This is a genomic window from Streptomyces sp. SID13726 (assembly GCF_010548375.1).
In the GTDB taxonomy this organism is placed as follows: Bacteria; Actinomycetota; Actinomycetes; order Streptomycetales; family Streptomycetaceae; genus Streptomyces.
In genome coordinates this window covers 22,029-41,190 of record NZ_JAAGLY010000010.1, presented here as the reverse complement: position 1 = coordinate 41,190, position 19,162 = coordinate 22,029, and the positions used below count along the sequence as shown (strand labels likewise).

The following is a 19,162-nucleotide window of genomic DNA, read 5'->3' as shown; positions in this document are numbered from 1 at the left end:
AATGATTTGCACCACGTCCGTAATGAGGGCTCTCTTAGGGGGGCTGACTGGGGTTACCGGAACGAAGTGCGCTGAGGGAATGTGGGCGGTACCGATTGACCGACGCCCCACCGCATTTCGTTGTCGCCGTGTTACCGAGAGGTGTATGGACATGCTGCGGACCGAGCTGATCCAACCGCTGCCGAAGCTGCTCGCAGCCCACGCGTACCGTTTCGGGGACAAGGTGGCCTACCGCGACGCGCGGCGCTCGGTCAGCCATGCCGAACTGGCCCGGCGGACCGCCAACCTGGCGGGACATCTGGCGGCGCTGCGACTCCAGCCGGGCGACCGGGCGGCGATCCTGCTCGGCAACTCCGTGGAGACGGTGGAGAGTTACCTGGCGATCGTCCGGGCGGCGGCGATCGGCGTACCGCTCAACCCGCGTTCCACGGACGCGGAACTGACCCATCTGCTCGACGACAGCGGTGCCCGGCTGGTCGTCACGGACCGCGTCCACCTCGACCAGGTGCGGCGCGTCCTCGGCACCCTCCAGACGGGCGGCGACCCCGTCCGCATCGTGGTGACCGGCCCCGAACAGCCCCCGGGCACCGTGTCGTTCGAGAAGCTCGCCACCACCGAGCCGCCGGTCCCGGCCCGGGACGACCTCGGTCTGGACGAGGTCGCGTGGATCCTCTACACCTCCGGCACCACCGGCCGCCCCAAGGGGGTGCGCTCGACCCAGCGCAACGCCCTGTGGTCGGTCGCCGCGAGCTACGTACCGATCCCGGGGCTGTCCGAGGACGACCGGATGGTGTGGCCGCTGCCGCTGTTCCACAGCCTGTCGCACATCGTGTGCGTGGTCGCGGCCACCGCCGTGGGCGCCTCGGTGCGGCTGGTCGACGGCTTCGACGCGGACGACGTGCTGCGGGCCGTACGCGCGGAGGACGCCACGTTCCTGGCGGGCGTGCCGACGATGTACCACCAGCTGGTGCGGGCCGCGGCCCGGGAGGACTTCGAGGCGCCGCGGCTGCGGGTCTGCCTGGTCGGCGGCGCGGTGACGACGGCGTCCCTGCACTCCGCCTTCGAACAGGCCTACGGCGCCCACCTGTTGGACGCCTACGGCTCCACCGAGACCTGTGGCTCCATCACCATGGGCCGCCCGTCGGGACCCCGCGTGGAGGGTTCGTGCGGGCTCCCGGTGCCGGGGGTCGAGGTGCGCCTGGTCGACGCCAACACCGGCGCGGACGTGGCGGCCGGCGAGGACGGCGAGGTGTGGGTCAGCGGGCCGAACGTGATGGCCGGCTACCACAACGACCCCGAGGCCACCGAGGAGGCGCTGCGCGACGGCTGGTACCGCACCGGGGACCTGGCCCGCCGCGACGAGTCCGGCCACTTCACCGTCACCGGCCGCCTCAAGGAGCTGGTCATCCGCGGCGGCGAGAACATCCACCCCGGCGAGATCGAGGAGGTGCTGCGCCAGGTGGCAGGGGTCGCCGACGCCGCCGTGGTCGCCCGCCCCCACGACGTCCTCGGCGAGGTCCCGGTCGCCTTCCTGGTCCCCGGCCCCGAGGGCCTGGACCCCGAAGTCGTCTACGACACCTGCCGCGAGCGCCTCGCCTACTACAAGGTCCCCGAAGAGCTGTACGAGACGGACCTGATCCCCCGCACCCCGTCCGGGAAGATCGTCCGCCACCGCCTCCTCCAGGGCCCGCTCCGCCTGCGCGCGGCGAACAGCACCCACTTCGACTCACTGCTGCGGGTGGACTGGGTGCCGGGCACGCTGCCCACGGCCCCGGACCCGGCGGGGACCTGGCTGCTCACCGCCCCCGACCCCGCCGCCCTCACCGCCGCCCTCGACACACGGCTCAGCCGTGGCGAGCCGGCGCCCGGGACCGTCGTACTCGCCCTGGACGTGCCGCGGGCCGCGCCCGCCGCGGACTTCGCGGCAGGGGTACGGCGGACCGTGCGCGGGCTGGCCGACGAGCTGGCCGGGCTGCTGGCCGACGCACGGCTGGCCGGGACCCGGGTGGCCGTGGCGACCCACGGGGCCGTGACCGCCCGGGCCGGAGAGAGCGCGCAGAACATCGCGCACGCCCCGGTGTGGGGCCTGCTGCGCTCGCTCCAGGCCCGCCAACCGGGCCGTATCGCCGTCGTGGACCTGGACGAGACGCCCGCCTCCCGGGAGGCCCTGCCCGCGGCCCTCGCCACCGGTGAGCCCCAACTCGCCCTGCGCGCGGGCACCTTGCTGCTGCCCAGGCTCGCCCGGGTCGCGGCCACCACCGACGCGCGGGACGGCCGGGACATCGACCCCGAGCACACCGTCGTCGTCACCGGTGCCGACAGCGCGCAGGGCGCCGCCCTCGCCCAGCACCTGGTCACCGGCCACCACGCCCGCCACCTGCTGCTCCTCGGCGCCTACGACACCGAGGACGCGCCCCTGGCCGCGCTGCGCGCCGAACTCGCCGCCCACGGCGCCACGGTGACCGCCGCCGCCTGCGACCCGGCCGACCGCAAGGCCCTCGCCGCCGCCCTGGACCGCGCCGAACACCCGCTCACCGCGATCGTGCACGCCCACGGCTGGCAGACCGCACTGGCCCACCGCCCCGACCGCGCCCTGGAAGCGGCCGTGGCAGCAGTGCTGAACCTGCACGAACTCTCGCGCGGACACGAGGAGTTGACGGAGTTCGTCGTCTGCTCCCCGGCCGACGCCCTGCTGGGCTCCCCCACCGACCCGGACCGCGCGGCCTACGGCGCCTTCCTGGACGCGCTCGCCCGGCACCGCGCCGACCGCGGCCTGCCCGCGCTGTCGCTGAGCTGGGGCCCCTGGGAGCCCACCTCGGTCGTCGACGGCACCGGCGAGCAGGTCACCGGTGTGCGCGACCTGACCCGCGCCGAGGGCCTCGCCATGTTCGACGCGGCCCGTCTGACCGGGGCCGTGCACTGCCTGCCGCTGGCCCTGGACACCGCCGCCCTGGCCGCGAGCGCCGCCCGGGTGCCGGGTTCCTCGAAGCCGTCGGCGCTGTCCCCGCTGCTCTCCGGCCTGATCGACGTCTCCGCCGCGTCCGCCCCCGCCGACCTGTCCGTCGCCGAGGCGCTGCGCGACCGGCTGGCCCCGCTGCCGGAGGCGGACCGGCTGCGCATCCTGCTGGAGACCGTGCGCACCGAGACCGCCCGCGTCCGTGACGTCGGCGGGGTCTCCCGGGTCGGCCCCACCCGGCCCTTCAAGGATCTGGGCTTCACCTCCCTGGAGGCCGTCGCCCTGCGCAACCGGCTCACCGAGTCCACCGGCCTGTCCCTGCCCGCCACCCTCGCCTTCGACCACCCCACCCCGCAGGCCGTCGCCGAACTCCTCGACACCCTGGTCACCGGCGTGGAGCGGCCCGCCGAGGAACTGCGCCCCGAGGTCGCGGGCTCCGACGAGCCGATCGCGATCGTCGGCATGGCCTGCCGGCTGCCCGGCGGGGTCACCACCCCGGACGAGCTGTGGCGGCTGGTCGCCGAGGGCCGTGACGCGGTCTCCGGCTTCCCCGAGGACCGCGGCTGGAACCTCGACGACCTCTACGACCCCGAGGGCGCCCGCCCCGGCAGCTCCTACGTCCGTGAGGGCGGCTTCGTCCACGAACTCGCCGACTTCGACGCGGAGTTCTTCGGGATCTCGCCGCGCGAGGCGACCGCGATGGACCCCCAGCAGCGCCTCCTCCTGGAGACATCCTGGGAGGCCCTGGAGCGCGCCGGCATCAACCCCTCCGGGCTGCGCGGCGCCCCGGTCGGCGTGTTCTCCGGGGTGATGTACCACGACTACGGCGCCCAGATCGCCCGCGTCCCCGAGGAGTTGGAGGGCTATCGCGGTATCGGCACGGCGGGCAGCGTGGCCTCCGGCCGGGTCTCCTACACCCTCGGCCTGGAGGGCCCCGCCCTCACCGTCGACACCGCCTGCTCCTCCTCCCTGGTCGCCCTGCACCTGGCGGCCCAGTCCCTGCGGAACGGCGAGTGCACCCTCGCCCTCGCCGGCGGTGTCGCCCTGATGGCCCAGCCGACCTCCTTCGTGGAGTTCTCCCGCCAGCGCGCCCTGGCCGCCGACGGCCGCTGCAAGGCGTACGCCGACGCCGCCGACGGCACCGCTTGGGCCGAGGGCGTCGGAGTCCTCGCCTTGGAACGCCTCTCGGACGCCGAACGCCTGGGCCACCCGATCCTGGCCGTGGTCCGCGGCTCCGCCGTCAACCAGGACGGCGCCTCCAACGGCCTCACCGCCCCCAACGGCCCCTCCCAGCAACGCGTCATACACCAGGCGCTGGCCAACGCCCACCTGACGGCGGCCGACGTCGACGCGGTGGAGGGCCACGGCACGGGCACGACACTGGGCGACCCGATCGAGGCCCAGGCACTGCTGGCCACCTACGGCAAGGACCGCTCAGCGGAACAGCCGTTGTGGCTGGGCTCGTTGAAGTCCAACATCGGCCACGCCCAGTCCGCCGCCGGAGTCGCCGGAATCATCAAGATGGTCGAGGCCATCCGCCACGGAGTCCTGCCGAAGACCCTCCACGTCGACCAGCCCTCCACCAAGGTCGACTGGAACGCGGGAGCCGTCGAACTCCTCACCGAGGCCCGCGACTGGCCGACCACCGACCGCCCCCGCCGGGCCGCCGTCTCCTCCTTCGGCGTCAGCGGCACCAACGCCCACGTCATCATCGAACAGGCCCCCAACCAGCCGGACTTGGCCCCGACCCCCGACACGGAGGACATCCGCACGGTCCCCTGGCTGATCTCCGCCAGGACCCCCGACGCCCTGCGCACCCAGGCCGAACGCCTCCTCGCCCACGCCCTCGGCCTCGACCCGGTCCCCGCCGCCCACGCCCTGGCCCACACCCGCGCCTCCTTCACCGAGCGTGCCGTCGTGATCGGCGCCACGAACGACGAACTCGCCACCGGCCTCAAGGCCTTGGCCGAGGGCGCCTCGGCGGCGCAGGTCGTCACGGGGACGGCGGATGTCGGTGGGAAGACGGCGTTCGTCTTCCCGGGGCAGGGACACCAGTGGGCCGGGATGGGAGCCCAACTCCTCGACACCGAGCCCGTGTTCGCCGAGTCGATGCACTCCTGCGCGGAGGCACTGAGCAAGTACGTCGACTGGTCGCTCCTCGATGTCGTACGACAACTCGACGGCGCCCCCGGCCTGGACCGCGTGGACGTCGTACAGCCCGCCTCCTTCGCCGTGATGGTGTCGCTGGCGCGGGTGTGGCTGCACTACGGCATCCAGCCCGACGCCGTCATCGGCCACTCCCAGGGCGAGATCGCCGCAGCCCACATCGCCGGAGCACTCTCACTGGACGACGCGGCCCGCATCGTCACCCTCCGTTCGCAGGCCATCGGACAGCACCTCGCCGGGCTCGGCGGGATGATGTCCCTGCCTGTGCCGCTGGCCGAGGCTCGGGACCGTATCGCCGCCTATGACGGCCGTATCGAGATCGCCGCCGTCAACGGACCCACCTCCACCATCGTCGCCGGAGACGCCGACGCCCTCGACGACCTGCACGACAGCGCGAACTCAGCCGGCATCCGGGCCCGCAAGGTCCCCGTCGACTACGCCTCCCACACCAGCCACGTCGAACGCATCGAGGACCAACTCGCCGCACTGCTCGACGGGTTGAGCCCGCAGACACCCCAGATTCCGATGTTCTCGACCTACCAGGCCGCCTGGCTGAACGAGAACACCCCCCTCACCGGCGCCTACTGGTACAACAACCTCCGCCACCAGGTCCGCTTCGCGGAATCCGTCGAAGCCCTCATCGCGGACGACTACCGCGCCTTCATCGAAGTCAGCGCCCACCCCGTCCTGACCACCCCCGTCCAGGACCTCCTGGACACCCACGCCGACACCCCCACCGTCACCACCGGCACCCTCCGCCGCGGCGACGACACCCCCACCCGTCTGCTGATCTCCCTCGCCACTCTCCACACCCGAGGGGTTCCGACCACCTGGCACCTCCCCGTACAGGCCCACACCGATCTCCCCACCTACCCCTTCCAGCGCAAGCGCTACTGGCTGGAGGGTCCGACCGGCGGTACCGACGCCGGTGCCCTGGGGCTGGCGGCCGACGAGCATCCGCTGCTCGCCGCCGTGGCCGAACTCCCTGGTACCGGGGGTGTGTTGGCGACCGGACGGCTCTCGCGCAAGACGCATGCGTGGCTGCTGGCGGACGAGGAGGAGTCGGCCGTCTCCGGGTCGGCGCTGGTCGAGATGGCCGTGCACGCCGGGGACCAGGTGGGTGCGGGGGTGCTGGACGAGTTCGTCGTGGAGCGGCCGTTGCTGCTGCCCGTGTCCGGCTCGGTGCGTATCCGCGTGCAGGTCGGGGCGCCCGAGTCCGGGCCGGCCTCCAACGGTGGCCGGGCGGTCAGCGTGCACGCGTGTGCCGACGGCTCCGAGGAGTGGACGCGGCACGCTGCGGGCCGTTTCTCCGCCCAGCCTCCGGCCTTCGTCGGGGACTTCACCGTACGGCGGCCGCACGGCGCCGACGCGGTCGCGGCCGAGCTGCTCCCCGAGGGGCTGCGGAAGCTGTGGCGGCACGGCGACGAGGTGTACGCGGAGGCGGTGCTGCCGGAGGTCGGGCCCGACGGGGCGGACTTCGCGCTGCATCCGACGCTGCTCGACACGGTCCTGAAGGCAGCCGCGTTCGGGCCGCTGGGCCGGGCCCGGCAGGACGGCAAGGTGCTGCTGCCGCACACCTGGCGCCGCTTCTCGCTCTACGCGTCCGGCGCGCGGATCCTGCGGGTGCGGATCATGCCGCAGGACGACGGGACCGTGTCCGTGGCGGCCTCCGATCCCTCAGGTTCACCGGTGCTGTGTGTCCGCGAGGTGTCGTTCCGGGCGGTCGATCCCGCCGAACTCGGGGCTGACACCGACGAGTTGCGCAACGCGCTGTTCCGGGTGGAGTGGCAGCCGGTCCGTACCCCGGACACGGTCACCGCACAGGACTGGCCCGTCCTCGACCTCACCGACCGCACCGACGCCGACATCCGCGAACTCACGGGTGAGGTACTCACCGCCGTCCAGACACACCTCGCCGGAACCACCGAACCCGACAACACCCGCCTCGTCATCCTCACCACCAACGCCCAGCACAACCCCGCCCACGCAGCCGTCCACGGACTCATCCGTACGGCCCAGAACGAACACCCCGACCGCATCATCCTCATCGACACCGACACCCAAAGCCGCGACCTCCTCAACACCGCCCTCGCCACCGGCGAACCCCAACTCACCCTCACCCACGGCACCATCACCACCCCCCGACTCACCCGAGCCAACACGACCACCACAACAACACCCCTCAACCCCCACGGCACCGCCCTCATCACCGGCGGCACCGGCACCCTCGGCGCCCTCACCGCACACCACCTCATCACCCACCACGGCATCCGCCACCTCCTGCTGCTCAGCAGGCGGGGGCTCCAGTCGCCGGGTGCCGAGAGTCTGCGCAAGGAGCTGACCGGGCTCGGCGCGCAGGTGACGATCAGTGCGGCGGACGCCGCCGATCTCGGTCAACTCACCGCCGCGGTGGGGCAGATCGACCCCGAGCACCCGCTCACCGCGGTCATCCACACCGCCGGTGTCCTCGACGACGGGATCATCACCGCGCAGAACGCCGAGCGCCTGGACACCGCGTTCCGGGCGAAGATCGACGCGGCCCGGAATCTGCGGGAGGTGACGAACGGGCAGGAGCTCGCCGCCTTCGTGCTGTTCTCCTCGGCGGCAGGCACCCTCGGCAACCCCGGACAGGCCAACTACGCCGCCGCCAACGCCGCCCTCGACGCCTACGCCCACCAACTCCGCGCCGAAGGCGTCCCCGCCGTCTCCCTCGCCTGGGGTTACTGGTCCGACGTGAGCGGGATGACCGCGCACCTGGACGAGACGGCGCTGCGTCGGCACCGGCGGGACGGGATGCTGGGGCTCTCGGCGGAGACCGGTATGGCCCTGCTCGACGCGGGCATCGGGTCGGACGAGCCGGCGTTCGTGACCGCGCGGCTCGATCTCGCGGGGCTGCGGGCCCGGTCGGCCACGGAGCCGGTGCCGTTGCTGCTGCGGTCGCTGGTGCGTCCGCTGCGGCGGGCCGCGGCGCGCGGCGGCGACGAGCCGGCGGCCGGGGGCGGCACCCTCGCCCAGCGGCTGGCCGCGCTGCCGGCCGCCGAGCGGGAGCAGACCCTCGTGGAGCTGGTCCGGAGCGAGGCGGCCGCCGTCCTGGGGCACGACTCCTCGGACGCGGTGGGCGAGCGGCGGGCGTTCAAGGACGCCGGGTTCGACTCGCTGACGGCCGTGGAACTGCGCAACCGGATCGGCAAGCGGACCGGACTGACCCTGCCCACGACGCTGGTCTTCGACTACCCGACGCCGTCCGCCCTGGCCCTCAAGCTGCTCGCGGACCTGGTCGGCGGCGAGGAGAGCGCCGTACAGCAGGCTGTCGTGGCGCGGGCGGCCGGGGACGACGAGGACCCGATCGTCATCGTCGCGATGGGCTGCCGGTTCCCGGGCGGCGCCGACGGGCCGGAGGAGCTGTGGCGGATCGTCGCCGACGGTGTCGACGTGATCGGCGGCTTCCCCGAGGACCGCGGCTGGGACCTGGAGGGGATCTACGACCCGGACCCCGAGCACCTGGGGACGTCGTACGCCCGCAACGGTGCCTTCCTGGACACGGCGACGCGGTTCGACGCGGGGTTCTTCGGGATCTCGCCGCGGGAGGCCGTCGCCATGGACCCGCAGCAGCGGCTGCTGCTGGAGACGACGTGGGAGACGTTCGAGCGGGCCGGGATCGATCCGACCGGGCTGCGCGGTGAGCGGGTCGGGGTGTTCGTCGGGGTCAACGACCGTGACTACACACTGCGGTTGCAGCACGGCGCGGGCGAACTGGAGGGCTACCGGCTGACCGGCACCTCCGGCAGCGTCGCCTCGGGCCGCATCTCCTACACGCTCGGACTGGAGGGCCCGGCCCTCACCGTCGACACGGCCTGCTCGTCCTCGCTGGTCGCGCTGCATCTGGCCGCGCAGTCGGTGCGGGGCGGCGAGTCGACGATGGCGCTGGCCGGCGGGGTCGCGGTGATGACGACGCCGGACGCGTTCGTGGAGTTCTCGCGGCAGCGCGGGCTGTCGTCGGACGGGCGCTGCAAGGCGTTCGCGGACGCGGCCGACGGCACCGGCTGGGCGGAGGGCGTGGCCCTGCTGCTGGTCGAGCGGCTGTCGGACGCGGAGCGGCTCGGGCACCCGGTGCTGGCGGTGGTGCGCGGCTCGGCCGTCAACCAGGACGGCGCCTCCAACGGCCTCACCGCCCCCAACGGCCCTTCCCAGCAGCGGGTGATCCGTGCCGCGCTGGCCGACGCCGGTCTCGCCGCGTCCGAGGTGGACCTGGTGGAGGCGCACGGCACGGGGACGACGCTGGGCGACCCGATCGAGGCCCAGGCGCTGCTCGCCACCTACGGCAAGGACCGCTCAGCAGAACAGCCTTTGTGGCTGGGCTCGTTGAAGTCCAACATCGGGCACACCCAGGGTGCGGCCGGTGCCGCGAGCATCATCAAGGTCGTCGAGGCGATCCGGCACGGGGTGCTGCCGAGGACGCTGCACGTGGACCGGCCGTCCAGCAAGGTCGACTGGGACTCGGGCGCGGTGGAACTCCTCACCGAGGCCCGTGACTGGCCGGGCGTCGAGCGTCCGCGCCGGGCCGCCGTCTCCTCCTTCGGCGTCAGCGGCACCAACGCCCACGTCATCATCGAACAGGCCCCGGAACAGCCGGAGTCGGAGGCCGTGCCGCAGGGCGGTGTGCTGCCGTACGCCCTCTCGGCGAAGACCCCCGAGGCGCTGGCCGGACAGGCGGCACGGCTCGCCCAGTGGGTGCGGGACGGGTCGGCGGACCTCGGCGGCCTCGCGCACTCCCTGCTGACCTCGCGGGCGGCGCTCGACGAGCGGGCCGTCGTCATCGCGGACGGCCGGGACGAACTCCTCAACGGACTCGACGCGTTGGCGGCGGGCGAGACACCGGGCGCGGTGGTCACGGGCGGTCCCGCGTCGGGCCGCACGGCGTTCCTGTTCACCGGGCAGGGCAGCCAACGGGCCGGAATGGGCCGTGAGTTGTACGAGACGTACCCGGTGTACGCCGAGGTCTTCGACGCCGCCTGCGCGGAGCTGGACCGGGAGCTGGCGGGCCATGTGCCGCTGCCGGTGCGGGAGGTGGTGTTCGCGGCCGACGGCACCGAGGCGGCCGTACTGCTGCATCGCACGGTGTACACGCAGTCCGCGCTGTTCGCCGTGCAGGTGGCGCTGTTCCGGCTGGTCGAATCGTGGGGCGTGCGGCCGGACTTCGTGGCCGGGCACTCCATCGGCGAGCTGGCCGCCGCTCATGTGGCGGGCGTGTACTCGCTGGCCGACGGGGCCCGCCTCGTCGCCGCGCGGGGCAGGCTGATGCAGGCCCTGCCGGAGGGCGGCGCGATGGTCGCCGTACAGGCCGCCGAGGCGGACGTACGGCCGTTGCTGCCGACCGACGGCGGCGCCGGGATCGCGGCGGTCAACGGGCCCGAGGCGGTCGTGGTGTCGGGCGACGAGGACGCGGTCCTCGCGGTCGTCGACGCGCTCGCCGCGCAGGGCCGCAAGACCAAGCGGCTGCGGGTGAGCCACGCGTTCCACTCGGCGCGCATGGAGCCGATGCTGGCGGAGTTCCGGGCGGTAGCGGCCACGCTGGACTTCCACGAGCCGCGCATCCCCGTCGTGTCGACGCTGACCGGCGCGGACGCGGGCCCGGCCGAGCTGGGCTCCGCCGACTACTGGTCGCGCCATGTGCGCGAGGCGGTGCGCTTCGCGGACGCGGTACGGCATGTCCGCGGGCGCGGTGCCGGGCACTTCCTGGAGATCGGGCCGGACGCCGTGCTGACCGCGATGGCGCGGGAGACGGTGGACGCGCTCGGCGAGGGCGGCTCCGTCGCCTTCCTGCCCGGGCTGCGCCGGCAGCGCCCCGAGCCCGCGACGCTGCTCGCGGCCGTCGCCGGGTTGTACGTCCGGGGCGCGGCCGACGGTCTGACCGGCCCGGTCGAGGAGGCGCGGCGGGTGGACCTGCCGACGTACGCCTTCCAACGGGAGCGCTACTGGGCCGAGATGAGCGCGGGCGCCTCCGACGTGACGGCTCTCGGGCTCGCCGACGCCGGGCACCCGCTGCTCGGCGCGGTGGTGGAACTCCCGGACGGCGGCGGGGTGTTGGCCACCGCCCGGCTCTCCGCCGCGACGGCCGCGCACGCCTGGCTCGCCGACCACGCCAAGTCCGGCACCGTGCTGGTGCCGGGGACCGGGCTGGTCGAACTGGCGGCGCGGGCCGGGGAACGGGCGGGCGCAGACCATCTGGAGGAGCTGGTCCTGGAGGCGCCGATGGTGCTGCCGCCGCGCGGTGGTGTCGAGGTGCGCGTCCAGGTCGGCGCCGCCGAGGGCACGGCCGGGCGGCGACCGGTGAGCATCCACTCCCGGACCGGCGAGGACGCCGACTGGGTCCGGCACGCGGCCGGGTCCGTCAGCCCCTCCCCCGCCACCGGGACCGGCGCCCCGCTGACGGCGTGGCCGCCGCGGGACGCCGAGCGCGTCGGCATCGAGGGCTTCTACGACCGCCAGGCCGCCGCCGGACACGACTTCGGGCCCGCTTTCCGGGGCCTGCGCGAGGTGTGGCGGCGCGGCGAGGAGACGTACGCCGAGGTCGCCCTGCCCGAGGGCACCGCCCCGGACGCCGGCGCCTACGGGCTGCACCCGGCGCTGCTGGACGCGGCCCTGCACGCCACCAGCTTCGGCGCGGTCGCCGAGACCGAACCCGGCCGGGTGCTGCTGCCGTTCGCGTGGAACGGGGTCACCCTGCACGCGACCGGGGCCGCCGCCCTGCGGGTGCGGATCACCCGGCTCGGCGGTGACGCGGTGTCCGTGACGGCCGCCGACGCCACGGGCGCGCCGGTGGTGACGGTGGGCTCGCTGTCCTTCCGGGCCGTGGACCCACGGCAGTTGGGGACGGCGGACGGGCTGCTGCGCGACTCGCTGTTCCGCACGGAGTGGCAGCAGATCCGTACGCCGGAGGAGTCGGCCGGCGCCGACTGGCCGGTCCTGGACCTCTCGTGCCGCGCCCTCCTCGCCCGCGACACGGACGTGCACGGCCTCACGGCCGAGGTCCTGGCCGCCGTGCAGGCCCACCTGTCGGACGGCCCCGCGGACGCCCGGCTGGTCGTCCTCACCCGGGACACCCGCCTGGACCCGGCCCACGCGGCGGTGTGGGGGCTGGTGCGCACCGCGCAGAACGAGCACCCGGACCGGCTGGTCCTGGTCGCCTGCGACGACGTCAGCCGCCCCCTGCTGGGCGCCGCGCTGGCCACCGGCGAGCCCCAACTCGCCCTGGCCGACGGCACGATCGCGGTACCGCGCCTGGTCCGTGCCGAGGTGCCCGAAGGACCGGGCCCGCTCGACGCCGACGGCACCGCCCTGGTCACCGGAGGCACCGGCACCCTCGGCGCCCTGGTCGCGAGGCACCTGGTCACCGAGCACGGCATCCGGCACCTGCTGCTGGTCAGCCGCCGCGGCCCGGCCGCGCCCGGAGCGGACGCCCTCGTCGAGGAGCTGACCGGGCTCGGCGCCCGGGTCACCGTCGGCGCGGCGGACGTGGCCGACCCGGACCAACTCGCCGCCGTACTGGGTGAGATCGACTCCGCCCATCCGCTCACCGCGGTCATCCACACGGCCGGTGTCATCAAGGACGGGGTGATCACCGCCCAGACCCCCGAACACCTGGCCGCGGTCCTCGCCCCGAAGACGGAGGCGGCGCACACCCTGCATGAACTGACGAAGGATCAGAACCTGGCGGCCTTCGTGCTGTTCTCCTCCGCCGCCGGCACCCTCGGCAACCCCGGGCAGGCCAACTACGCGGCGGCCAACACCGCCCTGGACGCGCTGGCCCACCGCTACCGCGCCGAGGGCACCCCGGCGATCTCGCTGGCCTGGGGGCTGTGGGAGGAGGCCAGCGGGATGACCGGCGAGCTCGGCACGGCCGACCTGGAACGTGGCCGCCGTACCGGTATCGCCGCCATGCCCACCGCGCTGGCCCTCACCCTGCTCGACGCGGGCCTGCGCTCCGAGGAGGCCGCGCTGGTCACGGCCCGTCTCGACCTGGCCGGACTGCGCGCCAGGGCCGGTTCGGACGCCGAGGTGCCGGCGCTGCTCAGGGCGCTGGTGCGGATACCGCGCAAGGCCACCCGGGCCGCCTCGGGGACCGCCGAGCAGTCCCTCGCCGACCGGCTCGCCGCCCTCGGCCCGGCCGAACGGCTCGACACCGTCGTCGAGTTGGTGCGCACCCAGGCAGCGGCCGTACTGGGCCACGCCACCGCACGGGCGATCGGCGCCGAGGCCGCGTTCAAGGACGCCGGCTTCGACTCGCTCGCCGCCGTGGAGCTGCGCAACCGCCTGGCCACCGCGACCGGCGTCCGCCTCCCGGCCACGCTGATCTTCGACCACCCGACCCCCGCCGAACTGGCGGACCGGCTGATCGAGGAGCTGGGCATCACCGGCGAGGCGGGCCAGGAGGATTCGGTCGCACGAGAAGCGGCGACCGCCGGACTCGACTCGCTGGAGCAGGCGTTGGCCGCCCTGTCCCCGGCCGACGAGGGCGCCCGCGCCCAGGTCGGGGCCCGGCTGCTCGACCTGGCGGCACGGCTCGGCGCGGCACCCGCCGCCACGACCACGCTCACCACCGGGACGGGCGACTCCCTCGACCTCGACGCCGCCACCGACGAAGAGATCTTCCAGCTCATGGACGGTGAGCTGGGTCTGTCCTGACGCCACCGCCGCAGCCGGCCCATCCACCGCCAACGCCTTGAAGACGCCTTGAAGGGGCAGACCCAGCATGTCCAACGACGTGACACCCAACGCCGGTTCGGCCGGTGAGCAGAAGCTGCGCGACTACCTCAAGCGCGCGCTCGTCGACCTGAAGCAGACCAAGGAACGGCTCGGCGAGTTCGAGGCCGCGCGGGCCGAGCCGATCGCGATCGTCGGCATGGCCTGCCGGCTGCCCGGCGGGGTCACCACCCCCGACGAACTGTGGAACCTGGTCGCCGAGGGCCGTGACGCGGTCTCCGGGTTCCCCGAGGACCGCGGCTGGGACCTGGAACGCCTCTTCGACGCCGACCCCGAACGCTCCGGTACCTCCGCCACCCGGGAGGGCGGATTCCTGCACGGGGCGGGCGAGTTCGACGCCGGGTTCTTCGGCATCAACCAGCGCGAGGCCCTCTCGATGAACCCCCAGCAGCGCCTCCTCCTGGAGACCTCGTGGGAGTCCTTCGAACGCGCCGGCATCGACCCGACCCGGCTCAAGGGCCAGCGGGTCGGCGTGTACACGGGCGTGATGTACCACGACTACGCCCCCGACATGGAGAACGCCCCGCCCGAGGTCGAGGGCTACCTCAGCACCGGCACCGCGGGCGCGGTCGCCTCCGGCCGCATCTCCTACACCCTCGGCCTGGAGGGCCCGGCCGTCACCCTCGACACCGCCTGCTCCTCCTCCCTGGTCGCCCTGCACCTCGCCATACAGGCCCTGCGCGGCGGCGAGATCGACATGGCCCTCACGGGCGGCGCCGCGATCATGGCGACCCCGGGTGTCTTCGTGGAGTTCTCCCGCCAGCGCGCCCTCGCCACCGACGGCCGCTGCAAGGCGTACGCCGACGCGGCCGACGGCACCGGCTGGGCCGAGGGCGTCGCCACGATCCTGGTCGAGCGCCTCTCGGACGCACGGCGCCTGGGCCACCCGGTGCTGGCGGTCGTACGGGGTTCGGCCATCAACCAGGACGGCGCCTCCAACGGCCTCACCGCCCCCAACGGCCCTTCCCAGCAAAGGGTGATCCGCGCCGCCCTCGCCAACTCCGGTCTCACCTCCGCCGATGTCGACGCGGTGGAGGGTCACGGCACGGGGACGACACTGGGCGACCCGATCGAGGCCCAGGCACTGCTGGCCACCTACGGCAAGAACCGCTCAGCGGAACAGCCGTTGTGGCTGGGCTCGTTGAAGTCCAACATCGGCCACGCCCAGTCCGCCGCCGGAGTCGCCGGGATCATCAAGATGGTCGAGGCCATCCGCCACGGAGTCCTGCCGAAGACCCTCCACGTCGACCAGCCCTCCACCAAGGTCGACTGGAACGCCGGCGCGGTCGAACTCCTCACCGAGGCCCGCGACTGGCCCACCGTCGAACGTCCCCGCCGGGCCGCCGTCTCCTCCTTCGGCGTCAGCGGCACCAACGCCCACATCATCCTGGAGCAGGCCCCGGACCAGGAGAACCCGGCGCCCGCGTCCGAGGTCACGGCACCGTGGCTGCTCTCCGCCAAGACCCCGGGCGCCCTGCGCGACCAGGCCGAACGCCTCCTCACCCACCCCACCCCCGACCCCGGCCAGGTCGCCCACGCCCTCCTCACCAGCCGCCCCACCTTCCTCGAACGGGCCGCGATCATCGCCGACTCACCCGAGGGCTACGACAGCGGCCTGCGGGCCCTGGCCACGGGACAGCCCGCCTCACAGCTGGTGACGGGGACGGCGGACGTGGACGGGAAGGTGGCGTTCGTCTTCCCGGGGCAAGGACACCAGTGGGCCGGGATGGGAGCCCAACTCCTCGACACCGAGCCCGTGTTCGCCGAGTCGATGCACTCCTGCGCGGAAGCACTGGGCAAGTACGTCGACTGGTCGCTCCTCGATGTCGTACGACAACTCGACGGCGCCCCCGGCCTGGACCGCGTCGACGTCGTACAACCCGCCTCCTTCGCCGTCATGGTCTCCCTCGCCCGCGTCTGGCAGCACCACGGCATCCACCCCGACGCCGTCATCGGACACTCCCAGGGCGAGATCGCCGCAGCCCACATCGCCGGAGCCCTCACCCTCGACGACGCCGCCCGCATCGTCACCCTCCGCTCCCAGGCCATCGGACAGCACCTCGCCGGCCACGGCGGCATGATGTCCCTGCCCATCCCGCTGACCGAAGCCCAGGACCGTATCTCCGAATACGACGGCCGTATCGAGATCGCCGCCGTCAACGGACCCACCTCCACCATCGTCGCCGGAGACGCCGACGCCCTCGACGACCTGCACGACAACGCGAACGCAGCCGGCATCCGCGCCCGCAAGGTCCCCGTCGACTACGCCTCCCACACCAGCCACGTCGAACGCATCGAAGACCAACTCGCCACACTTCTCTGGGAGTTGAGTCCTCAGGCTCCGAAGATCCCGATGTTCTCCACCTACCAGGCCGCCTGGCTGGACGAGAACACCCCCCTCACCGGCGCCTACTGGTACAACAACCTCCGCCACCAGGTCCGCTTCGCCGAGTCCGTCGAAGCCCTCATCGGCGAGGAGTACCGCGCCTTCATCGAGATCAGCGCCCACCCTGTGCTGACCACCGCCGTCCAGGACCTGCTCGACACCCACGCCGACACCCCCACCGTCACCACCGGCACCCTCCGCCGCGGTGACGACACCCCCACCCGTCTCCACACCTCCCTCGCCACCGTGCAGACCCGTGGCCTCGCGCTCGCCTGGCACCTCCCCGCGCAGCCCCACACCGATCTCCCCACCTACCCCTTCCAGCGCAAGCACTACTGGCTGGAGACCCCGTCCCCCAGGGGCGACCTCGGCGCCTCCGGGCTCGACTCCGCCGACCACCCCCTGCTCGGCGCCGTCGTGGAACTCCCGGACTCCGACGGCGTGTTGATGACGGCGCAGCTGTCGCTGAAGTCGCACCCGTGGCTGGCCGACCACGCCGTGTCCGGCACGGTTCTGGTGCCCGGGGCCGCCCTGGTCGAGCTGGCGGTCCAGGCCGGTGAGCGGGTGGGCGCGGGTGCGGTGGACGAGCTGGTCGTCGAGGCGCCGCTGGTGGTGCCGTCGGCCGGGACGGTCCGGGTCCAGGTGAGCGCCGGTGCGGTGGACGAGCTGGGCCGCAGGTCCGTCACCGTGCACTCGCGCGGTACGGATGCCGAGGGCTGGACCCGTCACGCCACCGGCTTCCTGGCCGTCCCCGCCGCCCCCGACACCGCCGACCTCACGGCCTGGCCCCCGCCGGGCGCCGAGGAGCTGTCCGTCGCGGACTTCTACGATCTGCGTTACGTGGCGGGCTACGAGTACGGCCCGGTCTTCCAGGGCCTCCGCAAGGTCTGGCGCCGGGGCGAGGAGCTCTTCGCCGAGCTGGCCCTCGCCACGGAGGCGGCTCAGGACGCGGCGGCCTTCGCCCTGCACCCAGCACTGCTCGACTCGGCCCTGCACACGGCCGCCTTCGGAGAGCAGCGGCAGGTCCCGGACGACCGCACCCTGCTGCCCTTCGCCTGGAACGACGTCACCGTCCACGCCACCGGCGCCACCGCCCTGCGTGTCCGTCTCACCCCGGCCGGCCCCGACGCCGTCTCGCTCCACGCGGCGGACACCACCGGCGCCCCGGTCGTCTCGGTCGGCAGCCTCTCCTTCCGGGCCGTGGACCCGACAGCGCTGGCGGGCGGCGGTATCGCTGACGCCCTCTTCCGCCTGGAGTGGCAGCCGGTCCGTACCCCGGACACGGTCACCACACAGGACTGGCCCGTCCTCGACCTCACCGACCGCACCAACGCCGACATCCGCGAACTCACGGGTGAGGTACTCACCGCCGTCCAGACACACCTCGCCGGAACCACCGAACCCGACAACACCCGCCTCGTCATCCTCACCACCAACGCCCAGCACAACCCCGCCCACGCAGCCGTCCACGGACTCATCCGTACGGCCCAGAACGAACACCCCGACCGCATCATCCTCATCGACACCGACACCCAAAGCCGCGACCTCCTCAACACCGCCCTCGCCACCGGCGAACCCCAACTCACCCTCACCCACGGCACCATCACCACCCCCCGACTCACCCGAGCCAACCCGACCACCACAACAACACCCCTCAACCCCCACGGCACCGCCCTCATCACCGGCGGCACCGGCACCCTCGGCGCCCTCACCGCACACCACCTCATCACCCACCACGGCATCCGGCATCTGCACCTGGTCAGCCGCCGTGGTCCGGCCGCGCCCGGAGCCGACAGCCTCGTCGAGGAGCTGACCGGGCTCGGTGCCCAGGTCTCGGTGAGTGCGGCCGACGTGGCGGACCCGGCCCAACTCGCCGCCGTACTGGACCGGATCGACCCGGCGCATCCCCTCACGGCCGTGATCCACACCGCCGGGGTGCTCCAGGACGCGGTGATCACCGCGCAGACCCCGGAGCATCTGGACACCGTCCTCACCCCGAAGACGGACGCCGCCCGCACCCTGCACGAGCTGACGAAGGATCAGGACCTCGCCGCCTTCGTGCTGTTCTCGTCGGCGGCGGGCACCTTCGGCAACCCCGGACAGGCCAACTACGCCGCCGCCAACGCCGCCCTCGACGCCTACGCCCACCAACTCCGCGCCCAGGGCGTCCCCGCCGTCTCCCTCGCCTGGGGACTGTGGGCGGACGCCAGTGGGATGACCGGGCACCTGGACGGCGGTGACCAGAGCCGGATGAGCCGGCAGGGCGCGTTGGCGCTGTCGGCCGAGGAGGGCATGGCGCTGCTGGACGCGGGGATCGGGTCGGGTGAGGCCGCGCTGGTGACCAGCCGGATGAACTTCCCGGCGCTGCGGGCTGCCGCCGCCGAGGGTCAACTGCCCGTGGTGTTCAAGGGACTTGTCAGCCCGCCCCGAAAGGCCGCGCACAGTGTGTCCGAGTCGCAGGAGTCCCTGGCCGACCGGCTGGCCGCGCTGCCCGAGGAGGACCGTCGTCGACGGGTTCTCGACCTGGTGCGCACGCACGCCTCGACCGTGCTCGGCGATGTGCCGGTCCGACCCGAACAGCCTTTCAAGGACGTCGGGTTCGACTCGCTCACCGCGGTGGAACTGCGCAACCGCCTCGCGACCGCGACCGGCGTCCGGCTGCCCGCCACGCTGATCTTCGACTACCCGTCCCCGGCCGTGCTCGCCCGCCATCTGCTGGCCGAGCTGCTTCCCGAGCCCGAGCGGGCGTCCGAGGCGACGGCTCCCGCGGGCCTGGTTCCCGAAGAGCCCGCGGACGACGGCGCGTTGGACCTCATCGCCGCCATGGACACCGACGACCTCGTCGCCCGCGCCCTCGGCGCCGTCGGCAACTGACCACCCCTACCGCACGC

Annotated in this window: 2 protein-coding genes; both read left to right on the top strand. The window is 73.6% G+C overall.

Features of this window, described 5'->3' with window-relative positions:
• Window positions 1-151 precede the first annotated feature (151 nt).
• Window positions 152-13,807, top strand: a complete 13,656-nt coding sequence (locus G3I78_RS25585; protein WP_239158044.1) for a type I polyketide synthase — start codon at window positions 152-154, stop codon at window positions 13,805-13,807.
• Between the two features lie 67 nt (window positions 13,808-13,874).
• Complete coding sequence (locus tag G3I78_RS25580) at window positions 13,875-19,145, top strand: type I polyketide synthase (protein ID WP_164428543.1); 5,271 nt, start codon at window positions 13,875-13,877, stop codon at window positions 19,143-19,145.
• The last annotated feature ends 17 nt before the right edge of the window (window positions 19,146-19,162 follow it).